The organism is Streptomyces sp. NPDC004647 (genome assembly GCF_040609575.1).
Classification (GTDB): domain Bacteria; phylum Actinomycetota; class Actinomycetes; order Streptomycetales; family Streptomycetaceae; genus Streptomyces.
This window is the reverse complement of sequence record NZ_JBEXKU010000013.1, coordinates 1-23,918: the sequence shown is the minus strand read 5'-3', so window position 1 is coordinate 23,918 and position 23,918 is coordinate 1. Positions and strand designations below refer to the sequence as shown.

Here is a 23,918-nt window from a genome sequence, read left to right as displayed (position 1 = left end):
CGGGGGACACTTGCTGGGACCCCGGACACCAAACGTAGGATCGTCCTCCGCGACACTGCACAGGTACACACAACTCCCGAACCATCGGCAAAATGTGACCGCATGTCACAGTCACTGGAGGACTGAAGGGGTGGAGGCGTGAGCGGACAGGGATACGAGGAGTACATCCGGTTAAAGATCGACCGGACCGGGCAGGCCGAGGCGTTCGACGCGATCGGCGACCGCTACGACGAGGCGTTCCCCCACAAGGAGGGGCAGCTCGCGTCCGGCCGCTGGCTGGCGGAGACGCTTCCGGCGGGCTCGCGCGTCCTCGACCTCGGCTGCGGTACGGGTCTGCCGACCGCGGGCCAGCTCGTCCATGCCGGACACCGGGTCGTCGGAGTCGACTTCTCCGCCGGGATGGTCGAACTCGCCCGCGACAAGGTCCCATCCGGCGAGTTCATCCAGCGGGACCTGGCGGATCTGGCCGTCGACGGGCCGGGCGGGCTGGGCCGGTTCGACGCAATCGCCGCCTTCTTCTCGCTCCTGATGCTGCCGCGCGCCGAGATCCCGTACGCGCTGCGCAGCCTGCACGGGCTGTTGCGGCCCGAGGGGCTTCTCGCGCTGTCGATGGTGGAAGCCGATGTGGACGACTTCGCGATTCCGTTCCTGGGCAACACGATCCGGGTATCCGGATATCTGCGGGACGAATTGCGCCAGGTCGTGAGCGATGCGGGCTTCGAGGTCACCGCGGAGGACTCGTACGCGTACGCCCCGGCCAGTACGGACGTGCCACCCGAGATCCAGCTCTTCCTCAACTGCCGACGACGCGCCTGACCACGCGCGCCCGACGCGCAGCCCCGGACGGATGGAACCCCACGCGTGACGGAGTACCCGACCTCCCACAGCGGCCGACAGGCCGCTGCCTCTGGCGTGCCCGCCGCGGCGGCACAGCCGCCGCGGTCGAACGAGGATGCGCACGGCGCGGCGCAGGACCCGCGTCGTGCGCTCCAGCAGGCGACGCCCGCGTCCCCGGCGCCGGACCCGGCGAGCCGCCCCCGGCCGCCCCGCCGTGCCCGCCCGCAGGGCGGAGCCGCCCGGGGTGCCGCGGAACAGGACGGCGCCATAGGCCACCCCCGGCCGGCGGGCGACGACGGCATCCCGTCCGCGCCCGCCGCGCCCGCCGAGCGCCGTAAAAGGGCGTCCGCGGAGCCGGAGACACCGGCGGGGCCCGCGACCCAGCCGGGCAGCCATGACACGGACCACAACGCCGCCACCGGCGCGGCCCGCCGGGGACGCGCACGAGGCGTGGACGGGGGCCCCGAGCAAGGCGGGAGCGCCACCGCGCGCCCTCGGGCCGGGGAGGACTCCGCACCGCCCCCGGCGACCGCGCCCGGCGCCCGCAGGTCGGGCAAAGCGCCCTCCGCGGCGGCGGACCGCCGCCGCCGGGCCACCGCCTCGGCCTCCCCGGCGGACCCTTCGCCCGAGGTGCCGCGCCCGGCGCAGCCGGGGAGCCGCGAGGCGGGCACCGGCGCGACCACCGGCGCCGCCCGCAAGGCCCGGCCGCGCCGCGGGGAACCCACGGACCCGCCGGGCGGGCACGCGTACGACGCCGCCGGTATCGGTCACCAGCGGGCCGGATCCGCGCCGCTGCCCGAGCCGGTCGGCGCCGCCGGTCCGGACCCGGTCGCGGACGGCCGGGCGGCGGCCGAGACGGCCGACGGCTCCCGGGACGGGGACCGGCTGCGGTTCGTCGGCGCTGCCACCCGGCGGATCGCACGCGGGATCGATCTCGACGAGATCGTGCTCGGGCTGTGCCGCGCGACCGTCCCGACCTTCGCCGACGTCATCCTCGTCCATCTCCGCGACCCGCTGCCCGTCGGTGACGAGCGGCCCGTCGCCCCGGTCGTGCTGCGGCTGCGCCGGACCGACCGGCTGCCCGACAGCCAGACCGGGGCCGAGGACCTGGACACCGGCGGGATGCGGCTGCCCGCGCTCAATCTCCAGCCCGAATTCCCGCTGGCCGCCGAGCTGGCGGAGGTCCGGCCGGGCGGGCCGCTGGCCGAGGTGCTGCGAGGCGTACGGCCGGTGTTCGGCGACTCCGCGGCCGCCCGCGCCGCGCTGCCGGAACTGCTCGGCGCCGACCACTCGATACCCGGCGGGCGGCGCGCCATCCTCGCGCCGCTGCGCGGCCGCCGACGGGTCATCGGCGCGGCGGTGTTCCTGCGCCGGCCCGACCGGCCCGCCTTCGAGCCCGACGACCTGCTGGTCGCCGCGCAGTTGGCGACGCACACCGCTCTCGGTGTCGACAAGGCGGTGCTGTACGGCCGCGAGGCGTACATCGCGGACGCGCTCCAGCGCACCATGCTCCCCGACTCGCTCCCCCAGCCCACCGGCGTGAAGCTCGCCAGCCGCTACCTCCCGGCCTCCGAGACCGCCCGTGTCGGCGGCGACTGGTACGACGCGATCCCGCTCCCCGGCAGCCGGGTGGCCCTGGTCGTCGGCGATGTCATGGGCCACTCGATGACCTCCGCGGCGATCATGGGTCAGCTGCGCACCACCGCCCAGACTCTCGCCGGTCTCGACCTGCCCCCGCAGGAGGTGCTGCACCATCTCGACGAGCAGGCGCAGCGCCTCGGCAGCGACCGCATGGCGACCTGCCTCTACGCGGTCTACGACCCGGTCGCGCACCGGATCACCGTGGCCAACGCCGGGCACCCGCCGCCCGTACTGCTGCACCTGGGCGGCCGCGCGGAGGTGCTGCGCGTGCCGCCGGGCGCGCCCATCGGTGTCGGCGGGGTCGACTTCGAGGCCGTGGAACTGGACGCCCCCGCCGGGGCGACGCTGCTGCTCTACACCGACGGGCTCGTCGAGTCCCGGCTGCGTGACGTGTGGACGGGGATAGAGCAGCTGCGGGAGAAGCTGACCGCGACGGCTCAGATCACCGGTCCGGATCACCCTCCGCCGCTGGAGCCGCTGTGCGACGAGGTGCTCGACATGCTCGGCCCGGGCGACCGGGACGACGACATAGCGCTGCTCGCCGCCCGTTTCGACGGGATCGCGCCGTGCGATGTCGCGTACTGGTTCCTGGACCCGCACGAGCAGACGCCGGGCAAGGCGCGGCGGCTGGCCCGCCGGGCGCTGGCCCGCTGGGACCTGGAGGAGCTGACCGACTCGCTGGAGCTGCTGGTCAGCGAGGTCGTGACGAACGCGGTCCGGTACGCCGAGCGGCCGATCACGCTGCGGCTGCTCCGTACGGATGTGCTGCGCTGCGAGGTCGGCGACGACGTACCGCAGCTGCCCCGGCTGCGGCAGGCCCGGCCGTCCGACGAGGACGGCCGCGGGTTGTACCTGGTCAACAAGCTGGCCCGGCGGTGGGGCGCGACCCGGCTGAGCACCGGAAAGGTGGTCTGGTTCGAACTGGCGCGGGCGGCGCGGGGGCACTGAGGGCCGGGGAACGAGTTTGCGAGTGGACGCGCCGGGCACTCCGGACGGTTGCCGACAGACCGTCGGCAGAGTTGACTGCTGGCTGGACACAGCGGCACAAATCCCCACGCACTGCGAGGCGTCCCATGACCGAGTCCCGACAGAAGGTCCCGCATACGACGAACAACGCCGGCGTCCCGGTGCAGAGCGACGAGCACTCGCTCACCATCGGTGACACCGGCCCGATTCTGCTGCACGACCACTACCTGATCGAGAAGATGGCCCAGTTCAACCGAGAACGGGTCCCCGAGCGGGTGGTGCACGCCAAGGGGAGTGGCGCGTACGGCACGTTCGTCGTCACCGATGACGTCAGTCAGTTCACCAAGGCGGACCTCTTCCAGCCCGGGAAGACCACGGAGATGCTGGCCCGCTTCTCCACCGTCGCCGGTGAGCAGGGCAGCCCCGACACGTGGCGCGACCCCCGCGGATTCGCGCTGAAGTTCTATACCGAGCACGGCAACTACGACTTGGTCGGCAACAACACCCCGATCTTCTTCGTCCGCGACCCGATGAAGTTCCAGGACTTCATCCGGAGCCAGAAGCGGCGCCCGGACAGCGCGGTGCGCGACCACGACATGCAGTGGGACTTCTGGACGCTGTCCCCCGAGTCGGCCCACATGGTCACCTGGCTGATGGGCGACCGCGGCATCCCGAAGACGTACCGCAACATGAACGGCTACGGCTCGCACACCTATATGTGGGTCAACGCCGGCGGCGAGCGCTTCTGGATCAAGTACCACATCAAGACCGACCAGGGCATCGACTTCCTCACCCAGGCGGAGGCGGACGCGCTCGCGGGCGAGGACGGCGACGCGCACCGCCGCGACCTGCACGACTCCATCGCCTCGGGCAACGCCCCGTCGTGGACGATGTACGTCCAGGTCATGCCGTTCGAGGACGCACCGGACTACCGCTTCAACCCGTTCGACCTGACCAAGGTGTGGCCGCACGGCGACTACCCGCTGATCGAGGTCGGCAGGATGACGCTGAACCGGAACCCGGAGGACTTCTTCGTCCACATCGAGCAGGCCGCCTTCGAACCGTCCAACCTCGTGCCCGGCATCAGCGTGTCGCCGGACAAGATGCTGCTCGGCCGGATCTTCTCGTACGCGGACACCCACCGCTACCGGATCGGGCCCAACTACGCCCAGCTTCCGCCGAACCGGCCGCACGTACCGGTCCACTCCTACGCCAAGGACGGGCCGATGCGGTACGAGCCCAACCGGGTCGGCGCGGTCTACGCCCCGAACTCCTACGGCGGCCCGGCGGCCGACTCCGTACGGTTCGGTGATCCGGCGGGCTGGCAGGCCGCGGGCGAGATGGTGCGCGAGGCGTACTCGCTGCACCGCGAGGACGACGACTTCGGACAGGCGGGCACCCAGGTCCGCGAGGTGCTGGACGACGCGGCGCGCGACCGCCTCGTCTCCAACATCTCCGGCCATCTGCTCAAGGGCGTGAGCCGCCCGGTCCTGGACCGCGCGATCCAGTACTGGCGCAATGTCGACAAGACGCTCGGCGACCGCGTGGCCAAGGAGGTCAACGGCGGCTGAGCCGCCGCCCCGTCCCGAGAGGCAGCAAGCCCCGCCGTACGCGATTGCTTCGCGTACGGCGGGGCTTGCGTCACGGGACGTCCCCGCCGGCCGAGGCACCGGAGGGCGGTGCTGCGCCGTCACTCCTGCTGCGCCGTCACTCCTGCTGGTCCGTCACTCCTGCTGGTCCGTCAGCGGCTCGTCGCCGTCGCTCGCTTCGTCTGTCGGGCGCGGGTCCGGATTCGGGGGGAGCGAACTCGTCGGGGGCTCCGTCGGGGCGGAAGGCGTCGGAGTCGGCGTGTCCGGGGCGGATGTCGTCGGGGTCGGGTCCGGGGTGTTCGTCTCGGACTCCTGGGTGCGGGTCGGCTCGGGATCGGGGGCCGAGGTGGTCGGGGTCGGAGCCGGGTCCGGGGGCACGGCCGCGCCCTGGCCGGTCTCCAGGTCGAACTCACCCGACGGCTTCCCGTTCAACGCGGCCCGGGTGTAGTCGGCCCAGATCTTGGCGGGGTAGCCGCCGCCGTCGACCCGGCCGCCGCCGCCCGCCCCCCGCAGGGTCACCTGTTTGCCGTTCTGGGCGGAGTCCTCACCGAAGAGGCCCACCGCCGTCACCAGGTTCGGGGTGTAGCCGGCGAACCAGGCCGACTTGTTGTCGTCCGAGGTACCGGTCTTGCCCGCGACCTCCAGGTCGGCCGACCGTACGGCCGAGCCCGTACCGTCGTCGACCACACCCCTGAGCACCGAGGTGACGCTGTCGGCGGTCTCGCGGTCGACGGCCTGTTCGCCCACGGGGTCCGGGAGATCCGCCGTCTGTTCGCCGCGCTCGGCGGACTTCACCAGCCGCGGAGTCACCTTGTCGCCGTGGTTGGCGAGGGTGGCGTAGACCCCGGCCATGTCCATCGGGCTGGCGCCCATCACGCCGAGGGACATGGCGGGACGTACGTGGAAACCGCCCGACTCGGGGTCCAGGCCGAGGGTGGTCGCGGTCTCCTTGACCTCGGGCAGCCCGACATCGACCGCCATCTGCGCGAAGACGGAGTTGACCGACTTGTTCATCGCCCTCTGGACGGTGATCCGGCCGTAGCTCTTGTTGTCCTCGTTCGGCGGGGCGAAGGCGGTTCCGCTCCCCTCGACCGGGCGTCTGCTCCTGCCGTCGTACAGCGTGCTCGCCGTTATCGGCCGGCCGTCCTGTGTCTGCGCGCCGTTCTCCATCGCGGCCGCGAGGATCAGCGGTTTGAAGGTGGAGGCGGGCTGGTAGTCGTCGCGGGTGGCGTTGCTGATCTGGTGCTCGACGAAGTCCCTGCCGCCGTAGAGGGCGACGACCTCACCCTTCTTCGGGTCGACGGAGACGGCTCCGGGCTGGACGTTGGCGTCGACCTTGCGCTTCTCGGGGTCGAGATCCGCGAGAAGTCTGCGCTCGACCGCCTTCTCCAGAGCCTTCTGCTTCTTCTTGTCGATGGCGAGGGTGATGTTCCAGCCACCGCCGGCCTTGAGCTCCCTCTCGTCCACGCCGGAGGCGATCAGCTCCTGCTCCGCGGCATCGACGAGGTAACCGGCCTGACCTCCGAGGCCCAGGGCGGGCTTGGGGGGGACCGGCTGGGGGAACTTCATCCCCTCGCGCTCACCGGAGTCGAGCCAGTCCATCTCGACCATGTTGTTCAGGACGTAGTTCCACCGCTGGAGCACCAGCTTGCGCGAGGTGGGCGTGGCGTTGGTCCACTCGTACTGGCTGGGCGCCTGGAGCAGCGCGGCGAGGTACGCACCCTGCTGGACCGTCAGGTCGTCGGAGTCGACGTCGTAGTACGCCTTGGCCGCCGCCCGGATGCCATAGGCGTTCCGCCCGTAGTAGCTGGTGTTGAGGTAGCCCTCGAGGATCTCGTCCTTGGTCTTCTCCTGGTCGACCTTGAGGGAGATGATCAGCTCCTTGGCCTTGCGGGAGACGGTCTGCTCCTGGCTCAGGAAGTAGTTCTTCACCCACTGCTGGGTGATGGTGGATCCGCCCTGCTTGCCCCCGCCCGTAACGGTGTTGATCAGGCCCCGGGCGGTGCCCTTGAGGTCGATGCCGGAGTCCTGGAAGAAGGTCTTGTTCTCCGCGGCGACGAAGGACCGCTGGACGTCCCGGGGCACCCGGTTCAGCGGGACGGACGCGCGGTTGACGCGGCCTGTGCGGCCGATGGGCGTGCCGTCGCTGTAGGTGTAGGTGTTGCTCTGCGCCTTCGCCTCGGCCTTGGCGTCGGGGATCTCGACGGCGATGTAGAGGACGAGGAAGGTTCCGACACCGAGCAGGGAGACCGCGAGGAATCCGCCCAGCAGCTTCCGCCAGGTGAAGAAGCGGCGTATACCGCCCTTGGACTTCGCCCGCCGTCGACCGCCCCCGCGCTTCCGCGCCCGTCTCGCGTCCGCTCTTCCCATCTCTCGCCGCTCCAGTTCCATCCGCCCCCGGAAAACCTCAAGAAGCTAACACCCCATCTGGTGTCAAAGACGCATCGATCAAGGCTTTTCCGGACGTGACAATCAGCACCTCTGTGCATGGGAACTGACCATCGAGGGGTGCTGGAGGTTGCCTTCCGCGCTAAAGTGATATCACTTTGCTAGATCCTGCGGACCGGCGTCCGCAGGCACGACACAGAACGGGGACCCCTATGTCCGACACCGCACCCGCACCCACCGCCGACGCACCCGAAATGCCGAAACCGCAGGTCCGTGAGGTCGCAGCGCATGACATAGCCGGCGGGCTCGCCCTGCTGCTTGGACTGGCCGGGCTGATCGGCGGGATCGGCGCCGTCGTCGGTGGCGCGGCGGTGTCGGGCGACGGCTCACCGGCCCTGGGCGTACCGCTGATCATCTTCGGTGCGCTGGTCGTCATCGCGTCGTTCTTCGCGATGGGTGGCCTGAACATGGTGGCGCCCGGCGAGGCGCGGGTGGTCCAGCTCTTCGGACGGTACGTCGGCACCATCCGCACCGACGGCCTGCGCTGGGTCAACCCGCTGACCTCCCGCCAGAAGGTCTCCACCCGGGTGCGCAATCACGAGACGGCCGTACTGAAGGTCAACGACGCGTACGGCAACCCCATCGAGCTGGCCGCCGTCGTGGTCTGGCAGGTCCAGGACACCGCCCAGGCTGTCTTCGAGGTGGACGACTTCCTGGAGTTCGTCGCCACCCAGACCGAGGCCGCGGTCCGGCACATCGCCATCGAGTACCCGTACGACGCCCACGACGAGGACGGCCTCTCGCTGCGCGGCAACGCCGAGGAGATCACCGAGAAGCTCGCCGTCGAACTGGCCGCCCGCATCCAGGCGGCCGGGGTCCGCATCATCGAGTCCCGCTTCACCCACCTCGCGTACGCCCCCGAGATCGCCTCCGCGATGCTCCAGCGGCAGCAGGCCGGGGCGGTCGTCGCCGCGCGGCGGCAGATCGTGGACGGCGCGGTGGGCATGGTCGAGGCCGCGCTGGCCCGGATCGCCGAACAGGGCATCGTGGAACTGGACGAGGAGCGCAAGGCGGCGATGGTCGGCAATCTGATGGTGGTGCTGTGCGGCGACCGCGCCCCGCAACCGGTCCTCAACACGGGCACCCTCTACCAGTGACGGACCCACACCCGCAGCGGAGGCCGCAGCAGCGCAAGCAGGTGCTGTTGCGGCTCGACCCCACTGTGCACGACGCGGTCGCGCGCTGGGCCCAGGACGAACTGCGCAGCGCGAACGCGCAGATCGAGTTCCTGCTGCGCAAGGCGCTGGCGGACGCGGGCCGCCTCCCGAAGACCGCGGGCCCGCCGGCCCGGCGTGGGCGTCCGCCGAAGGACTCGGCTTCGGGCGAGGAGGAGGACCGGGGCGGCGGGCCCGGCTAGGCGGCCCGCCGCGGTTTCGCCCTCTCGCGGAGTGCCGGCGCCACGGGGCGCCGGCACTCGAGCAGGTCCGGCCGAACCGCGCGTGCTCACGCGGACTCTTGAGGCCCGACGTGAGGTCCGGTCCGGCCTTCCCCTACTCCAACTGCCCTGACCTGCGGCGATGAAGAGTTTCCCCATCTATACACAGGGTGTAGAGTCCGGGACATGTCAATCGGCCACACCCTGCTCGGGCTCCTGGAGTCGGGCCCCCGCCACGGTTACGACCTCAAGCGCGCCTTCGACGAGCGCTTCGGGCAGGACCGTCCGCTGCACTACGGACAGGTCTACTCGACCATGTCGCGGCTGCTGAAGAACGGTCTCGTGGAGGTCGACGGCATCGAGCCGGGCGACGGTCCCGAGCGCAAGCGGTATGCCATCACCGACGCCGGGATCACCGATGTCGAGCAGTGGCTCGCCCAGCCCGAGAAGCCCGAGCCATATCTGCAGAGCACCCTCTACACCAAGGTCGTCCTCGCCCTGATCACCGGCCGCAGCGCCGTCGAGCTGCTGGACACCCAGCGCGCCGAACATCTGCGCCTGATGCGCGAGCTGACCCGCCGCAAGTCCTCCGGGGACCTCGCGGACCAGCTGATCTGCGACCACGCCCTCTTTCATCTGGAGGCAGATCTGCGGTGGCTGGAACTGACCGCCGCCCGACTCGGCCTGCTCGCGAAGGAGATCCGCCCGTGACACCCGCCGGCACTCTGCTCTCGGCCGTGGACCTGCGCAAGGCGTACGGCCCCACTCCCGCCCTGGACGGCGCGGAGTTCAGCATCCACCCCGGCGAGGTCGTCGCCGTCATGGGCCCGTCCGGGTCCGGGAAGTCGACGCTGCTCCACTGCCTGGCCGGCATCGTCCGGCCCGACTCCGGCTCGGTCCTCTACCGCGGCCGCGAGCTGTCGGCGATGCCCGATGCCGAGCGCAGCGCCCTGCGCCGCGGCGAGTTCGGCTTCGTCTTCCAGTTCGGCCAGCTCGTCCCCGAGCTGACCTGCGCGGAGAATGTCGCACTGCCGCTGCGGCTGAACGGCGTGAAGCGCAAGGAAGCCGAGGCCCGCGCCATCGAGTGGATGGACCGGCTGGAGGTCGGCGACGTACGGGCCAAGCGGCCCGGCGAGGTCTCCGGCGGCCAGGGCCAGCGGGTCGCCGTCGCGCGCTCCCTGGTCACCGGGCCGAGCGTGCTGTTCGCGGACGAGCCGACCGGCGCGCTGGACTCACTCAACGGTGAGCGCGTGATGCAGCTGCTCACCGCCGCGGCCCGGGACACCAGAGCCGCGGTCGTTCTCGTCACCCACGAGGCGCGGGTCGCCGCGTACTCCGACCGCGAGGTCGTCGTACGGGACGGCAAGGCGCGGGACATGGCAGGCGTCGGATGAGCGCCCCCACCCGCACCGATCCCGCCCGTACGGACGGTACGCGCCTCCCGGAGAGACCCGCTGCCCCCGCCGGCCGCGCCGGTATCGCCCGCTGGGCCGCCGACCTGGTCATGGGGGCCCGATTCGCGGTCACCGGGGGCCGCGAGGGCTGGACCCGGACCGTCCTGACCGCCGTCGGCGTCGGCCTCGGTGTCGCACTGCTGCTCGGCGCCTCGGCGGTACCGGACCTACTGCCCGCCCGGCAGGCGCGCGGTGACGCCCGCACGAGCGACAACTTCGGGGACGAGCTGAAGCCCGGCCCGGACACGCTGCTGACCGCCCAGGGCAACACCACGTATCACGGCGACGACATAGCCGGCACCCTCGTGCAGCCCGACGGACCGAAGGCCCCCGTACCGCCGGGCGTGTCCGAACTCCCGGGTCCCGGCGAGATGGTGGTATCCCCCGCGCTGGCGAAGCTGCTCGACTCACCCGACGGCAAGCTCCTCGCCGACCGGCTGGACGACCGTGTCGTCGGCACCATCGCGGACCAGGGCCTGCTGGGGCCGGATGAACTCATCTACTACGCCGGCTCGGACTCTCTCGACACGACGGACCGCAGCGTCCGCATCGACCACTGGGGCAGCACCAGCGAGCCCGAAAAGCTCGACCCCGTCCTGATGCTGCTCGTCAGCATCGGCTGCGTCGTGCTGCTGATGCCGGTCGCCATCTTCATCGCCACCGCCGTGCGCTTCGGCGGCGAACGCCGCGACCGGCGGCTCGCGGCCCTGCGGCTCGTCGGCGCCGACAGCCATATGACGCGCCGGATCGCGGCCGGAGAGGCGCTGCTCGGCTCGCTGCTCGGACTCGTCACCGGGCTCGGACTCTTCCTGCTGCTCCGGCAGTTCATCGGCTCGATCACGCTGTGGGACATCAGCGTCTTCCCCTCCGACGTACAGCCCTCGCCGGCGCTCGCCGCACTGATCGCCCTGGCCGTACCGGCCTCGGCGGTCGTGGTCACACTGCTCGCTCTGCGGGGCATCGCCATCGAGCCGCTGGGCGTCGTACGGAACGCCACCCTCCGGCGGCGGCGCCTGTGGTGGCGGCTGCTGATGCCCGCCGCCGGACTTGCCCTGCTGCTCCCGATGACCGGCGCGCTCGTAGCACCGGGCACCTGGGGGCCGTACCGGGTCGCCACCGGTGCCGCGCTCCTGCTGCTGGGCGTCACCACCGTACTGCCGTGGCTCGTCGAGGCCGTCGTCAACCGCTTCGGTGCCGGGCCCGTCGCCTGGCAGCTCGCCACCCGCAGGCTCCAGTTGAGCAGCGGCGCCGCGGCGCGGGCGGTCAGCGGCATCACCGTCGCCGTCGCCGGTGCCATCGCGATCCAGATGCTCTTCACCGGCGTACAGGGCGACTTCACCAAGTCGACCGGCCAGGACACCGACCGCGCTCAGCTGCAGACCTCCGTCGAGGTCCGCAACGGCGAGGAGGCCCGCTCCGTCCTCGAGAAGTTCCGCTCCGCCAAGGGCGTGAGCGGCATGGTGGGCCTCACCGAGGCATCCGTCGCGAGGACCACCGGGGGCAAGAACCCCGACGAGGCACCGATCGACACCCTCACCATCGGCGACTGCGCGACGCTGCGGGAACTGGCCGTTATCCGCGGCTGCAAGGACGGCAGCGTCTTCCTCGTCCCCGACCCCTACGCGGACGGGCACTCGCCGACGGCCCGGCCGGGCAGCAAGGTCGACCTCCATCTCGACGAGGAGGGCATGCCCACCGACAAGCCGCGGCTGTGGACCGTACCGGCCTCGGCCCGGAAGGTCGCCCCCAAGAGTGACGCGACGGGGATGCAGCGCTCCGGCATCCTCGCCACGCCCTCCACCGTGGACGTCTCACAGTTGGAAAGCGCCCGGGCGGTCTCCATGCTGCGGCTCGACCCGGCGGAGCCGGAAGCCGCCGAGCTGGTCCGCAACACGGCCGCCGACATCGACCCGACGGTGGACGTGATGGCGCTGGAGAACACCTCGGAGTCCCGTAAGTTCGCCAGCATCAGACGCGGCCTGTTCATCGGCGCGACCGGGACGCTGCTGCTCATCGGGGCCAGCATGGTCGTCTCCACGCTGGAGCAACTCCGGGAGCGCAAGCGGCTGCTGTCGGTCCTGATCGCCTTCGGCACCCGGCGCTCCACGCTCAGCTGGTCGGTGCTCTGGCAGACCGCGGTGCCGGTGGCGCTGGGGCTCGGGCTGGCGGTGGTGGGCGGCCTCGGTCTGGGCGCCGCCCTGCAGAACATGGTCGACCGGCCTGTGGCCGCCGACTGGACGAACCTGATGACGATGACCGGTATCGGCGCAGGTGTGATCCTGCTGGTGACCGCTCTCAGCATGCCGCCGCTGTGGCGCATGATGCGGCCGGACGGGCTGCGCACCGAGTAGCGCCCGCTACCGGATCCGTACATGCGGAGACCGGCCGTGCCCACCTCGGGTGCGGCCGGTCTCCGCATGTACGGACTGCCCTGCACAAACGTGCAGAAAGGGCAGTGGACGGCCGACATGCCGGACTGCCGCGCTGCACATGCGAGTCGGCGACCGTCACAGGTCGCAGCGGGCGGGCGGCTGCGCCACCCGTACCGGCAGCACCTTCATCGCCTCCCGCAGCGCGCCCGCGAGCTCCTCGAACTCCTGCTGCCGCGCCGCACCCACCCGCATGGCGAGCGCGATCCGCCGCGATGGCGCCGGGTCCGCGAAGTAGCCGGTCGAGAGCTGCTCGCTGCGCCCCGTCTCCACGCGCAGCCCGGTCCGCGGCAGCAGGGTCACCCCGAGTCCACCCGCGACCAGTTGGACCAGGGTCGAGAGCCCGGCCGCACTGGTGGTCACGGGTGCGCCCGCCTCCCGCCCCGCCTCGCGGCAGATGTCGAGTGCCTGGTCGCGCAGACAGTGCCCCTCGTCGAGGAGCAGCAGGTCCAGTTCGCGCAGCGCCTCACGCGGAATGTCACCGCGCCCGCCCAGCCAGTGGTCGCGCGGCGTGACGAGCACGAAGTCCTCGTCGAAGAGCGGGAGTTCGGCCACACCGGGGGCACCCAGGGGAACGGCGAGCAGCAGCAGGTCGAGGCGCCCGTGCGCGAGCCCGTCGAGCAGCGACGTCGTCTGCTCCTCATGGACCTGGAGGTCGAGGTCCGGGTAGCGGTCGTGGACCGTACGCAGCACCGTCGGCAGCAGATACGGCGCGACGGTCGGGATCACCCCGAGCCGTAGCACCCCGGTGAAGGGCGCCCGCACCGCCTCCGCCTCCTCCATCAGGGCGCCGACCCCGTCCAGGACCGTACGGGCCCGCACCGCCAGCCGCTCCCCCGCGGAGCTGAGCAGCACCTTCCGCGTCGTACGCTCCAGGAGCTGCACCCCGAGCACCTCCTCCAGCGCGGAGACCGCGCCGGACAGCGCGGGCTGGCTCATCCCGATGGCGGCCGCAGCGTCCCGGAAGTGGAGATGCTCGGCCACGGCGGTGAAGGCACGCAGCTGCGCGAGGCTGGGCTGCCGCGCCGCGTTCCGGACACTGCTTCTACCGACGGCCACTGATAACTACCTCCGATCAACTTCAACCAGTCTAGCTATTTCTTTGATCAATGCCGCCTGTGGAAGGGTGTGAGCCGACCAACCCTCATGGAAGGCCCCATAAGGGACTTCCTACGCAACAAGGAGAGCGCGTGCTCACTGTCGGAGACAAGTTCCCCGAGTACGACCTGACCGCCTGTGTCGACCTCGACGCGGACAAGGCCTTCGCGCAGATCAACCACAAGACCTACGAGGGCAAGTGGAAGGTCGTCTTCTTCTGGCCCAAGGACTTCACCTTCGTCTGCCCGACCGAGATCGCCGCCTTCGGCAAGCTCAACGAGGAGTTCGCCGACCGCGACGCCCAGATCCTCGGCGCCTCCGGCGACTCCGAGTTCGTGCACCACGCCTGGCGCAAGGACCACCCGGACCTGCGCGACCTGCCTTTCCCCATGCTCGCGGACTCCAAGCACGAGCTGATGCGGGACTGCGGCGTCGAGGGCGAGGACGGCTTCGCGCAGCGCGCGGTCTTCATCGTGGACCCGAACAACGAGATCCAGTTCGTCATGGTGACCGCCGGCTCCGTCGGCCGTAACCCCAAGGAGGTCCTGCGGGTCCTCGACGCCCTGCAGACCGACGAGCTGTGCCCCTGCAACTGGAGCAAGGGCGAGGACACCCTCGACCCGGTCGCGCTCCTGTCCGGTGAGTGATCCCACATGGCCCTCGACGACCTGAAGTCCGCCGTACCGGACTACGCCAAGGACCTGAAGCTGAACCTCGGTTCGGTCATCGGCAACTCCGAGCTCCCGCAGCAGCAGCTGTGGGGCACGGTGCTCGCCTGCGCGATCGCCACCCGCTCGCCGCGCGTGCTGAAGGAGCTGGAGCCGGAGGCCAAGGCCAACCTCAAGCCCGAGGCGTACACCGCGGCCAAGTCGGCCGCCGCCATCATGGCGATGAACAACGTCTACTACCGGACCCGTCACCTGCTGTCGGACCCGGAGTACGGCAACCTGCGCGCGGGCCTGCGGATGAATGTCATCGGCAACCCGGGTGTGGAGAAGGTCGACTTCGAGCTGTGGTCGCTCGCCGTCTCCGCGATCAACGGCTGCGGTATGTGCCTCGACTCGCACGAGCAGGTGCTCCGTAAGGCCGGCGTGGACCGCGAGACGATCCAGGAGGCCTTCAAGATCGCCTCCGTCCTCCAGGCGGTCGGCGCGACGCTGGACGCCGAGGGCGTGCTGGCGGACAACGGCTGACGCTCCGCGCTACGTACGACGGGGGCCACGCGGTACACCGCGTGGCCCCCGTCCGTCGTTCGCCCAGGAAAGCCCCGGCAAGCCGCTACTGGCTCGGGGCAAGCCGCTACTGGCTCGGCTCAACCGCCGGCGGCTTCCCCGCCGGCGGGGAAGCCGCCGGCCCGGCCGCGGGTGCTGGTGTTGATTCGGCTGCGACTGCGACTGCGGCAGCCGGAGCGGCCGGCTGGAGCGGACTGACGTGCAGCGCCTGCTCCCTTGAGTACGCGCGCAGAGAGCCGACGACCGTGTTCGTCACCGCCACCAGCGGCACCGCCACCACCGCGCCGCCGATCCCCGCGACCAGCGAGCCCGCCGCGACCGAGAGCACCACGGCCAGCGGATGCACCCTCACGGCCCGCCCCAGGATGAAGGGCTGCAGCACATGGCCCTCGATCTGCTGCACCGCGAGCACCACGATCAGCACCATCAGCGCCGTGAACACACCTTGCGTCACCAGCGCGACGATCACCGCGAGAGCGCCCGACACCACAGCGCCGACCAGGGGGATGAAAGAGAAGAGGAAGATGAAGACGGCCAGCGGCACCGCCATCGGGACATCCAGGAAATAGATCCCCAAACCGATGAAGATCGCGTCGATCATGGCCACTATGACCGTGCCGCGCACATAGCCGGTGAGCGTGCGCCAGGCGCGCGGACCCGCGCCCGCGAGCCCCGGCCGGGCCGTGCTCGGCACCAGCTTCAGCAGCCATTCCCAGATCTTGCGCCCGTCGTGGAGCAGGAAGAGCGTGCTGAACATCGCGAGCAGGATGCCCGACAGCATCTCGAGGATGACGGTGACGCCTTCGAGGCCCGCGGTGGTGATCTCCTCGGTGTTGGACCCGACCGCTTCGCGCAGGCTCTTCGCGATGTCCTTGATCTGGTCCTCTGTCACATGGAACGGGCTTTTCAGGAGCCACTTCTGCAGCTCGTCGATGCCGTCCTGAACGCGCTGGGACAGGTTGTCGATGTTCTCCATCACCTGCCACACCACGAACCAGCCCACCAGACCCATGATGACGAAGCCGGTGATGAAGGTGAGGGCCGTGGCGAGGCCGCGCGGCAGGCCCAGCCGCCTCAGCCGGGCGACGGTGGGCTGGAGCAACGCGGTGATGAGCAGCGCGGCGACGAAGGACAGCACGACGAGCTCCACGGCGCTGATGACGCGCATCAGCGCATAGAGCGTGCCCGCCAGGACGAGCAGCCGCCAGCCGGCCTCGGCGGCGACCCGTACGCCCCAGGGGACCACGGCGGCGGGGTCGGGCTTGGCGGCGACGGCCGGGGCGTACGCGGGCGGCGCCGGCACATGGTCGGGTTCGGGCCGAGCGGGCCCCACGGGCTCGGCGGCCCCCGCAGCCGCTGGGACGCCGCCCAGGGAGCCGGGCTCGTCGAGGGCGTCCTCCTCCGCCGCGGCGGCCGCTGCCGCGCGCCGTCGGTCCTCCAACCGCGCGGCGAGCCGCGTCAGCTCCGACCCCAAGCCGCCTACCCACTCAGGCAATTTGGACATCTCTTCCTCCGCCCCCATCCCCGTGACCCGTTCCCCGTCACCCGTACATCGTCCGGCACGACGTTACCTGGGACGCGACGGAGCCCCCGACCGGTTGAGGTCGGGGGCTCCGTGTCGTGTCGCTGCGCTTCAGCGGCCTAGTACCACTGGTTGGCCTGCCAGAACTCCCATGCGCCGCACGGGCTGTCATAGCGGTCGTTCATGTAGCCGAGGCCCCACTTGATCTGGGTGGCCGGGTTGGTCTGCCAGTCGGAGCCCGCGGAGGCCATCTTGGTGCCCGGGAGCGCCTGCACCAGTCCGTACGCACCCGAGGACGGGTTGCTCGCCTTGTAGTTCCAGTCGGACTCGTGGTCCACGATGTTGCTGAAGCACTGGAACTGGTCGCTCGGCATCATCTGCCGTGCCATGGACTGGACCTGGGCGACGGTGTACGAAGCCTGCTGGGCGAAGTCGCCGACGTCCTTGCGCGCCTCGGAGCGGGCTGCCTTGAGCTCGGCCTCACGCTCCTCGGCGGCCTTCTCAGCCGCGGCCTTCTTCTCCGCTGCGGCCTTCTTGGCCGCCGCGTCCTGTGCTGCCTGCTTACGGGCTGCTTCCTCAGCCGACTTCTTCGCTGCCGCGTCGGCAGCGGTGGACTGCGCGTCCGCCTGCTGCGTCAGCGACGCGGTCTGCGCCTGGGTCTGGTTCCCGGCGGATATGTCTGCGAGGAGCGTCGCATCGGCAGCAGTGGCTTCGACCGGTTCGGCCGAACCCTGCGTGCTGCCCGAGGCAACACCGACGACAGCGCCGACGGTGGTGACTGCGGTGGCGGATGCCACTGCGAATCCCCGGACCGAAATCCGGCTCACACGGTTTCCTTCCAGCATCGCCCGCTTAGGTGACCTCGCGGGCGCAATCGTGCCCCTGGCGCTGTCCTCCCCTTGTTCCGGCCCCGGTTGAGCATGGGTCCGACTGGTCACGGGAGGCACTGGCCCGATGCGAACTCCCTCGGGAGTGTCGCGTAAAGCTCGGGCGGCGTACGGCGAACGCTTGTTGAGTTATGTGGTGCAACACCGCTGGGGATGCTGTTGTGCCGTACGCGGGGCCTGACAGGACCCACACACTGCCGGATGCCGACGCCTGGAGGCAATTCTGCGTTGCGTGGGATAGCTCACATCCCGTTTACGCCCCTTGTTTTTCGGAAACGCCCGCGCAACGCAACGCCGCGCGGATAAGCTCCTTGGCTTCTCCGCGCGGCGTCACTGTATGGAGTTGTACGGAATTACACGGAGCCGTACGAACCGTCAATCCAGCCCGAATCGGACTTAAATGTGGATGTCCTCCAGCATTTCGGTCACGAGCGCCGCGATCGGCGAACGCTCCGAGCGATTGAGCGTGACGTGCGCGAAGAGCGGATGCCCCTTCAGCTTCTCGACGACCGCGACCACCCCGTCGTACCGCCCGACGCGGAGGTTGTCCCGTTGCGCTACGTCATGGGTGAGCACCACTCGCGAGTTGGCGCCGACCCGGGACAAAACGGTCAACAGGACGTTCCGTTCCAGCGACTGCGCCTCGTCCACGATCACGAACGCGTCGTGCAGCGAGCGCCCGCGGATATGCGTGAGCGGCAGCACTTCGAGCATGCCGCGGCCCACGACCTCCTCGATCACATCCCGCGTCGTCACCGCGGACAGCGTGTCGAAGACCGCCTGAGCCCACGGGCTCATCTTCTCGGCCTCGCTGCCCGGCAGGTAGCCCAACTCCTGTCCGCCCACCGCGTACAGCGGCCGGAAGACCATCACCTTCTGGTGCTGCCGGCGCTCCAGTACGGCCTCCAGGCCCGCGCAGAGCGCGAGCGCGGACTTGCCCGTACCGGCCCGGCCGCCCATGGAGACGATCCCGACGTCGGAGTCGAGCAGCAGATCCAGCGCGATCCGCTGCTCGGCGGAGCGGCCATGGATGCCGAACACCTCACGGTCGCCGCGCACGAGCCGGACCCGGCCGTCCGCGGTGACCCGGCCGAGCGCCTTGCCGCGGTCGGACTGGAGCACCAGCCCCGTGTGCACGGGCAGCTCCGACGCTTCCGGCACATGCAGGCTGTCGGCGGCGAAGAGCTCGTCCACCTCCTCAGCGGTGATGGTCAGCTCGGACATACCGGTCCAGCCGGAGTCGGTGATGGCGAGCTCGGCGCGGTACTCCTCGGCGAGCAGGCCCACGGAGGACGCCTTGATCCGCAGCGGCAGGTCCTTGGACACGACCGTCACGTCGTAGCCCTCGGCCTGGAGGTTCCTGGCCACGGCCAGGATCCGCGAGTCGTTGTCGCCCAGCCGGAATCCCGCCGGCAGTACGCCCGGGTCGGAATGGTTGAGTTCGACCCTGAGGGTCCCTCCCAGATCCCCTATCGGAATCGGCGCGTCGAGCCGACCGAACCGCACCCGGTACTCGTCGAGCAGACGCAGCGCCTGCCGGGCGAAGTAGCCGAGCTCCGGATGGTGCCGTTTGGCCTCGAGCTCCGTGACCACGACGACGGGAAGCACGACTTCGTGCTCGTCGAAACGTGCCATGGCCAACGGATCGGCCAGCAGGACGCTGGTGTCGATGACGTAAGTGCGCCGGTCGAGCTTGTGCGCGCGGCGCTTTGTGCTGGTCACCACGGGTGGACGAACCCCCTCGGATGAGGTCGGGGTGCGACGGCGTCGCCGGGGAATGGACCGGGCTCGGGCCGCAATGCGCGGGCCGTGCGCCGGCCCTCCGCGGTCTCCGTCTGCGGAGCGTCGGCGTCAGCCGAACGAACCGCTCGGTCGTCCGTGTGCAAAGGGCCTCCCGGGCGGGCGACCCCATGCCACCCGCTGGTGCCGGACGCCCGTGGACCGAGCGTCGACTTGCAAGGGATATTCCCTCGAAGGAGCTTGACCATGCCATGGCATATGACGGCGCATGTGTGAACGTTTGGCAACAGCACCACCCTCGGCATCGGCCTGCGCCGAGCGCGTGTCGGTCTCCGGGCCCGGCCCGTTCGAACACCTTGACCCCACGCGCCGCACGGCGTGTGGCGCACGCATCGGCCCGCGGGTCGGGTATGCGACCACCTCGGACCACGATGTGGGGACATCACCCCCTGGACGCGGTCGTGTGGGCCGTCCGGCCCTTCGAATGCTCCGGACGGCTTATCCGGCTGGGGCTCCGAACAAGCCCCGGACGGAGCAATCGGATGCCGACGGCGCCACGGGGAGTCATTGACGGTCCGGTGAACGCAGGGCGGCGGCAGCGGCCCGCTGCGGGCGGGTGGGGGCTCAAGCCCTTGAGGCTTTCGGGGGCTTGGGGCTTGGGGCCTGAGGGCTTCAGAGCCTCCGGGCCGCGGGGGCTCGGAGGCTCGGGGCCTGCGCCGAACTCAGGGTGTGAGCGAAGACCGCCCCGGCCGCTGAGCGGCCGGGGCGGGTCCGGTTCGGCGTGCGTCAGCCTCCGTAGCGGCGGTGCCGGGCCGCGTAGTCACGCAGCGCCCGCAGGAAGTCGACCTTGCGGAAGGCGGGCCAGAAGACTTCGCAGAAGTAGTACTCGGAGTGCGCGCTCTGCCAGAGCATGAAGCCCGAGAGCCGCTGCTCTCCGCTCGTACGGATCACCAGGTCCGGATCGGGCTGGCCGCGCGTATAGAGGTGTTCGGAGATGTGCTCCACTTCGAGGACCTCCGCGAGCTCCTCGATCGACGTGCCGCGCCGTGCCTGCTCGGCGAGCAGCGACCGGACCGCGTCCGCGATCTCCTGGCGTCCGCCGTAGCCGACCGCCACGTTCACCAGTATGCCGTCGACACCGCCGGTGGTCTGCTCGGCCTCCTTGAGGACGGACTGCGTACGCCCCGGCAGCAGGTCCATGTTCCCCACGTGGTGCACTCGCCAGCGCCCGTCCGACCCGAGGTCGCGGACCGCGTCCTCGATGATCCCGAGCAGCGGGACCAGTTCGTTCTCCGGCCGGTCGAGGTTGTCCGTCGAGAGCAGCCACAGGGTGACCACCTCGACGTCCGTCTCGGCACACCAGCCCAGCAGTTCCTTGATCTTCTCCGCACCGGCCTGATGGCCCTGCTCGGCGGTGCCGCCGGAGGCTCGCGCCCATCGCCGGTTGCCGTCGAGGATGACGCCGATGTGCTTGGGGACCTGTGCGTGGTCGAGGCGGCCTTCCACCCGGCGGGCGTAGAGCCCGTACACCAGCTCGCGCAATGACCGGGGGAAGTGGGGTCGACTCCCGGAAGATCGCAGCATCGCCTTCTCCAGCCCTCCGTGCAATGACAGCCCCCGGCCCCAGCACCTTACTGCGGGTTCACCACCGGGGACCAACCCAGGGGGCGGGCGGCCGCGTGATAGGGAGTCGCTGTGACAGATACCTTCCCTTACCGCGCCGCCGACGAGCGCTATGACTCCATGGAGTACCGGCGTACCGGCCGCAGTGGCCTCGCACTGCCCGCGATCTCGCTCGGCCTGTGGCACAACTTCGGCGACGACCGCGCCCTGGACTCGCAGCGCGCGATCCTGCGCCGCGCCTTCGACCTGGGCGTGACCCACTTCGACCTGGCGAACAACTACGGCCCGCCGCCCGGCTCCGCCGAGCTGAATTTCGGCAAGCACTTCGCCCATGATTTCCGGACTTACCGGGATGAACTGGTTCTCTCCACCAAGGCCGGATATCTCATGCACCCGGGCCCGTACGGGGAATGGGGCTCCCGGAAGTATCTGCTGTCCTCGCTCGACGCCTCCCTGAAGCGGATGGGTGTCGACTACGTCGACATCTTCTACTCGCACCGGTTCGACCCGGACACCCCGCTGGAGGAGACGATGGGCGCGCTCGCGTCCGCCGTCCAGCAGGGCAAGGCCTTGTACGTCGGCGTCTCCTCCTACAACGCCGAGCAGACCCGAGAAGCGGCCCGGCTGCTGCGTGAGATGGGCGTCCGGCCGCTCATCCACCAGCCCTCGTACTCGATGATCAACCGCTGGACCGAGGACGACGGCCTGCTCGACACCCTGGAGGCGGAGGGCATGGGCTGTATCTCCTTCGCGCCACTCGCCCAGGGCTTGCTGACCGACAAGTATCTGGCCGGGATCCCGGAGGGCTCGCGAGCGTCGCAGGGCAAGTCCCTGGACCCGGGGCTGCTCACTGACGAGGTCGTGCGACGGCTGGGCGGGCTCAACGAGATCGCGCAGCGGCGCGGGCAGTCGCTGGCGCAGATGGCGCTGGGCTGGGTGCTGCGGGACGACCGGATGACATCGGCACTGATCGGCGCGTCGAGCGTCGCGCAGCTGGAGGCGAACGTGGCCGCGCTCGGCGCCCCGAAGCTGGCAGCGGAGGAGCTGAAGGAGATCGACTCCTACGCCCGGTCCACGGAGGGCGTGAACATCTGGGCGCACCGGGGCTGAGCCAGGCCCCTCGCCGGGCCGGCCGCCCCGCGCTGGGTGGTGGTCGCTTCGCGCTGGGGTGGTGTCGGGCGGGGTGCGTCTTGGGTTACGGAGCCGGGGCCTCCCCCGGCGGCCGGCCGACGTCCCGTGTTGTGCTGCCCGGTGGCCCGGCATCCGGTCCTTGGGCTGCCCCGGATGTCCCGGTATCCGGTCCGGGCTGCCCGTGGTCCGGGGCAACAAAAAACGGGCCGGTCCGTGGGGGGGATACGGACCGGCCCGAGGGGGGGTTTCCACCATAGCCGCTCATGAGCCGTGTTCCGTGCATTGACGGAGTGATGCTTGGCCGCATGCTGACGGGACCCCCCGAACACACGGCGGCGCCTCTGGTAGAACACTCAGCGAGTGCTGGGGCCATTCGGACGCCCTCGCCCCATTGAGCAGGGGGTACACATGGGTCGCTGGCAGGACGGCAGCGGGACGCTGCTCATCCCGGACACCGACACCACGGTGCCGCTGGAGATCGCCACCTCCTATCCGGCCCGTACCCGCGGCCTGCTGGGCCGTGACGGGATCGACGGCGCCATCCTGCTCACCCCGGCCGGCGGCGTGCACACCTTCCAGATGCGGTTCACCATCGATGTCGCCTACCTGGACCGTGGCCTCCGGGTCATCGCCGTACGCACCATGAAGCCCGGCCGCCTCGGCCTGCCACGCCCGCGGTCGCGGCATGTGCTCGAAGCGGAGGCAGGGGCCATGGAGCGCTGGGGCCTGCGGGCCGGCATGCGCGTCACGATCGCCGACTAGCGTCCCTCAGGGCTCGTCCCTCAGGCTCGTCCCTCAGGCTCGTCCCTCAGGCTCGTCCCTCAGGCTCGTCCCTCAGGCTCGTCCCTCAGCGCTCAGGCCTTCGCGCTTCCGGGCCTCCGACAGGAACTCGTCGAAGGTGGTCCTGCCGACTGCCCGGTCGGGCGCCAGGTGGCTGCCCTGCCGCAGCCCCTTGGGCAAGCGGCCCGGCAGCCACAGTGGCAGCACCGGACGGCGGCGGCCCACGGACCGCAGATAGCTGCGCGCCAGATCGGCGGTGCCGCGGATCTCGGGGCCGCCCATGTCGGCGACCCGCCCGGCAGGCTCGCCGGTGGCGAGTTCCACGAGACGGTCGGCGACCTCCCGCACTTCGATGGGCTGAAAACTGGTGCCGGCGAGCGTCAGAGTCACCGGCAGCCGCCGCTGCACCTGCGAAATCTTGGCGATCAGATCGTGGAACTGGGTGGTGCGGAGCACCGTCCACGGCACTCCCGAATTCTCGATCAGCCGCTCCGACTCGAGCTTGGCCCGGTAGTAGCCGAACGGGACCCGGTCGATGCCGACGATCGAGATGTAGACCAGATGGGTGACACCGGCCCGCCGCGCCGCCTCGGTCAGCAGCCGGGTCCCGTCGACGTCGCGACGGCCGCCGCTGGTGGCGCAGTGGATGACGACGCCCGTGTCGGCGAGAGCGCTGTCGAGCCCGGAGCCGGTGCTCAGGTCACCGGTCGCCCAGTCGTACGGGCTCCGGTCCTCGACGGGCCGGGGCCGCCGGCTCAGCACCCGGACCTCGCGCCCGTCGTCCAACAGCCGCCGGACGACGGGCCTGCCGAGGGTGCCGGTTCCACCGGTCACCAGAATGGGTCCGTTCACGGATACGTACCTCCCAGCGGGCGGCGCGGGCACCGGGCACCGCATCGTTCCGCCCCTCCCTTGGCATATCACCCGCTGCGCACCGGATGCACCACCGGGGTGTGACAGCCGGGCGACCCTCCGGCCACCGTGAGCCGGCGTCCTGCGCACGGTGCGCCGGGGCGCACCCCCTCCAGTCCGGCCCCGGACATGGCCGCGGGGGGGGGCGCGGCGGCGGCCCCCCGGGGCCCACGGCCGGGGGGGGGCGGGGGGGGACGCGCCCCACGACGCCGGGGGGAGGCGGCCCGCCACGGGGCGCGCCGACCGAGGGCACC

At 70.7% G+C, this 23,918-nt stretch carries 19 protein-coding genes; 12 read left to right on the top strand and 7 right to left on the bottom strand.

The annotated features are described in order from the left end of the window. Positions 1–138: 138 nt before the first annotated feature. The 3 genes from ABZW18_RS08120 (at position 139) to ABZW18_RS08110 (ending at position 5,015) form a co-directional block, all read left to right on the top strand. Positions 139–816 (top strand): class I SAM-dependent methyltransferase, encoded by a 678-nt coding sequence (locus ABZW18_RS08120; protein WP_356183772.1) that lies wholly within the window; start codon positions 139–141, stop codon positions 814–816. A gap of 45 nt (positions 817–861) precedes the next feature. Beyond that, a complete protein-coding gene (locus tag ABZW18_RS08115) occupies positions 862–3,426 on the top strand; it encodes a SpoIIE family protein phosphatase (RefSeq protein WP_356183769.1) in 2,565 nt (854 codons plus the stop codon). A 125-nt stretch (positions 3,427–3,551) separates the two neighbouring features. Beyond that, entirely contained in the window at positions 3,552–5,015 is a 1,464-nt protein-coding gene (locus ABZW18_RS08110; protein WP_356183766.1) for a catalase, read from the top strand. Positions 5,016–5,168: 153 nt separating this feature from the next. Here the strand turns inward: ABZW18_RS08110 and ABZW18_RS08105 are convergent, their stop codons facing one another. After that, on the bottom strand, positions 5,169–7,403 hold the full coding sequence (locus ABZW18_RS08105) for a transglycosylase domain-containing protein (RefSeq protein ID WP_356183764.1): 2,235 nt from the start codon (positions 7,401–7,403) through the stop codon (positions 5,169–5,171). Between the two features lie 230 nt (positions 7,404–7,633). On the opposite strand from ABZW18_RS08105, the gene ABZW18_RS08100 reads away from it, so the two are divergent. The 5 genes from ABZW18_RS08100 (at position 7,634) to ABZW18_RS08080 (ending at position 12,661) form a co-directional block, all read left to right on the top strand. Beyond that, on the top strand, positions 7,634–8,578 hold the full coding sequence (locus tag ABZW18_RS08100; RefSeq protein ID WP_356183761.1) for an SPFH domain-containing protein: 945 nt from the start codon (positions 7,634–7,636) through the stop codon (positions 8,576–8,578). After that, entirely contained in the window at positions 8,575–8,838 is a 264-nt protein-coding gene (locus ABZW18_RS08095) for a hypothetical protein (protein WP_356183759.1), read from the top strand. The genes ABZW18_RS08100 and ABZW18_RS08095 overlap by 4 nt, the downstream gene beginning before the upstream one ends. Before the next feature lie 204 nt (positions 8,839–9,042). Beyond that, positions 9,043–9,567, top strand: coding sequence for a PadR family transcriptional regulator (locus ABZW18_RS08090; protein WP_356183757.1), 525 nt, complete (start codon positions 9,043–9,045; stop codon positions 9,565–9,567). Beyond that, on the top strand, positions 9,564–10,250 hold the full coding sequence (locus tag ABZW18_RS08085) for an ABC transporter ATP-binding protein (protein ID WP_356183755.1): 687 nt from the start codon (positions 9,564–9,566) through the stop codon (positions 10,248–10,250). Before ABZW18_RS08090 ends, ABZW18_RS08085 begins: the two co-directional genes overlap by 4 nt. After that, on the top strand, positions 10,247–12,661 hold the full coding sequence (locus tag ABZW18_RS08080; RefSeq protein ID WP_356183752.1) for an FtsX-like permease family protein: 2,415 nt from the start codon (positions 10,247–10,249) through the stop codon (positions 12,659–12,661). Before ABZW18_RS08085 ends, ABZW18_RS08080 begins: the two co-directional genes overlap by 4 nt. Before the next feature lie 156 nt (positions 12,662–12,817). Here ABZW18_RS08080 and ABZW18_RS08075 read toward each other — a convergent pair whose 3' ends face one another. Beyond that, positions 12,818–13,798, bottom strand: a complete 981-nt coding sequence (locus ABZW18_RS08075) for a hydrogen peroxide-inducible genes activator (RefSeq protein ID WP_356183749.1) — start codon at positions 13,796–13,798, stop codon at positions 12,818–12,820. Between the two features lie 131 nt (positions 13,799–13,929). Between ABZW18_RS08075 and ABZW18_RS08070 the strand changes: the two genes are divergently transcribed. After that, entirely contained in the window at positions 13,930–14,484 is a 555-nt protein-coding gene (locus ABZW18_RS08070; protein ID WP_356183746.1) for a peroxiredoxin, read from the top strand. 6 nt (positions 14,485–14,490) lie between these two features. Beyond that, entirely contained in the window at positions 14,491–15,030 is a 540-nt protein-coding gene (locus ABZW18_RS08065; protein ID WP_356183744.1) for an alkyl hydroperoxide reductase, read from the top strand. 106 nt (positions 15,031–15,136) lie between these two features. On the opposite strand, the gene ABZW18_RS08060 is transcribed toward ABZW18_RS08065, so the two are convergent. The 4 genes from ABZW18_RS08060 to ABZW18_RS08045 form a co-directional block, all read right to left on the bottom strand. Then, positions 15,137–16,573 carry an AI-2E family transporter gene (locus ABZW18_RS08060; protein ID WP_356183741.1) on the bottom strand — a complete coding sequence of 479 codons (1,437 nt, stop codon included), beginning with the start codon at positions 16,571–16,573 and terminating at the stop codon, positions 15,137–15,139. 137 nt (positions 16,574–16,710) lie between these two features. Next, positions 16,711–17,436 (bottom strand): lytic transglycosylase domain-containing protein, encoded by a 726-nt coding sequence (locus tag ABZW18_RS08055; protein ID WP_356183739.1) that lies wholly within the window; start codon positions 17,434–17,436, stop codon positions 16,711–16,713. 438 nt (positions 17,437–17,874) lie between these two features. Continuing rightward, positions 17,875–19,203 carry a PhoH family protein gene (locus ABZW18_RS08050; protein ID WP_356183736.1) on the bottom strand — a complete coding sequence of 443 codons (1,329 nt, stop codon included), beginning with the start codon at positions 19,201–19,203 and terminating at the stop codon, positions 17,875–17,877. 801 nt (positions 19,204–20,004) lie between these two features. Then, a complete protein-coding gene (locus ABZW18_RS08045; RefSeq protein ID WP_356183733.1) occupies positions 20,005–20,802 on the bottom strand; it encodes an isoprenyl transferase in 798 nt (265 codons plus the stop codon). A 111-nt stretch (positions 20,803–20,913) separates the two neighbouring features. On the opposite strand from ABZW18_RS08045, the gene mgrA reads away from it, so the two are divergent. Continuing rightward, positions 20,914–21,951, top strand: a complete 1,038-nt coding sequence (gene mgrA / locus ABZW18_RS08040; RefSeq protein ID WP_356183731.1) for an L-glyceraldehyde 3-phosphate reductase — start codon at positions 20,914–20,916, stop codon at positions 21,949–21,951. A 429-nt stretch (positions 21,952–22,380) separates the two neighbouring features. After that, positions 22,381–22,734 carry a DUF192 domain-containing protein gene (locus ABZW18_RS08035; RefSeq protein ID WP_356183728.1) on the top strand — a complete coding sequence of 118 codons (354 nt, stop codon included), beginning with the start codon at positions 22,381–22,383 and terminating at the stop codon, positions 22,732–22,734. Positions 22,735–22,806: 72 nt separating this feature from the next. On the opposite strand, the gene ABZW18_RS08030 is transcribed toward ABZW18_RS08035, so the two are convergent. Beyond that, positions 22,807–23,649, bottom strand: coding sequence for an NAD(P)H-binding protein (locus ABZW18_RS08030; protein WP_356183725.1), 843 nt, complete (start codon positions 23,647–23,649; stop codon positions 22,807–22,809). Positions 23,650–23,918: the final 269 nt, after the last annotated feature.

Excerpts from the sequence above, each read along its gene's own strand:
- ABZW18_RS08110 (WP_356183766.1), top strand. The coding sequence starts at position 3,552 with ATGACCGAGTCCCGACAGAAGGTCCCGCATACGACGAACAACGCCGGC.
- ABZW18_RS08105 (WP_356183764.1), bottom strand. The coding sequence starts at position 7,403 with ATGGGAAGAGCGGACGCGAGACGGGCGCGGAAGCGCGGGGGCGGTCGA.
- ABZW18_RS08100 (WP_356183761.1), top strand. The coding sequence starts at position 7,634 with ATGTCCGACACCGCACCCGCACCCACCGCCGACGCACCCGAAATGCCG.
- ABZW18_RS08090 (WP_356183757.1), top strand. The coding sequence starts at position 9,043 with ATGTCAATCGGCCACACCCTGCTCGGGCTCCTGGAGTCGGGCCCCCGC.
- ABZW18_RS08080 (WP_356183752.1), top strand. The coding sequence starts at position 10,247 with ATGAGCGCCCCCACCCGCACCGATCCCGCCCGTACGGACGGTACGCGC.
- ABZW18_RS08065 (WP_356183744.1), top strand. The coding sequence starts at position 14,491 with ATGGCCCTCGACGACCTGAAGTCCGCCGTACCGGACTACGCCAAGGAC.
- ABZW18_RS08060 (WP_356183741.1), bottom strand. The coding sequence starts at position 16,573 with ATGTCCAAATTGCCTGAGTGGGTAGGCGGCTTGGGGTCGGAGCTGACG.
- ABZW18_RS08055 (WP_356183739.1), bottom strand. The coding sequence starts at position 17,436 with ATGCTGGAAGGAAACCGTGTGAGCCGGATTTCGGTCCGGGGATTCGCA.
- ABZW18_RS08045 (WP_356183733.1), bottom strand. The coding sequence starts at position 20,802 with ATGCTGCGATCTTCCGGGAGTCGACCCCACTTCCCCCGGTCATTGCGC.
- ABZW18_RS08035 (WP_356183728.1), top strand. The coding sequence starts at position 22,381 with ATGGGTCGCTGGCAGGACGGCAGCGGGACGCTGCTCATCCCGGACACC.
- ABZW18_RS08030 (WP_356183725.1), bottom strand. The coding sequence starts at position 23,649 with ATGCGGTGCCCGGTGCCCGCGCCGCCCGCTGGGAGGTACGTATCCGTG.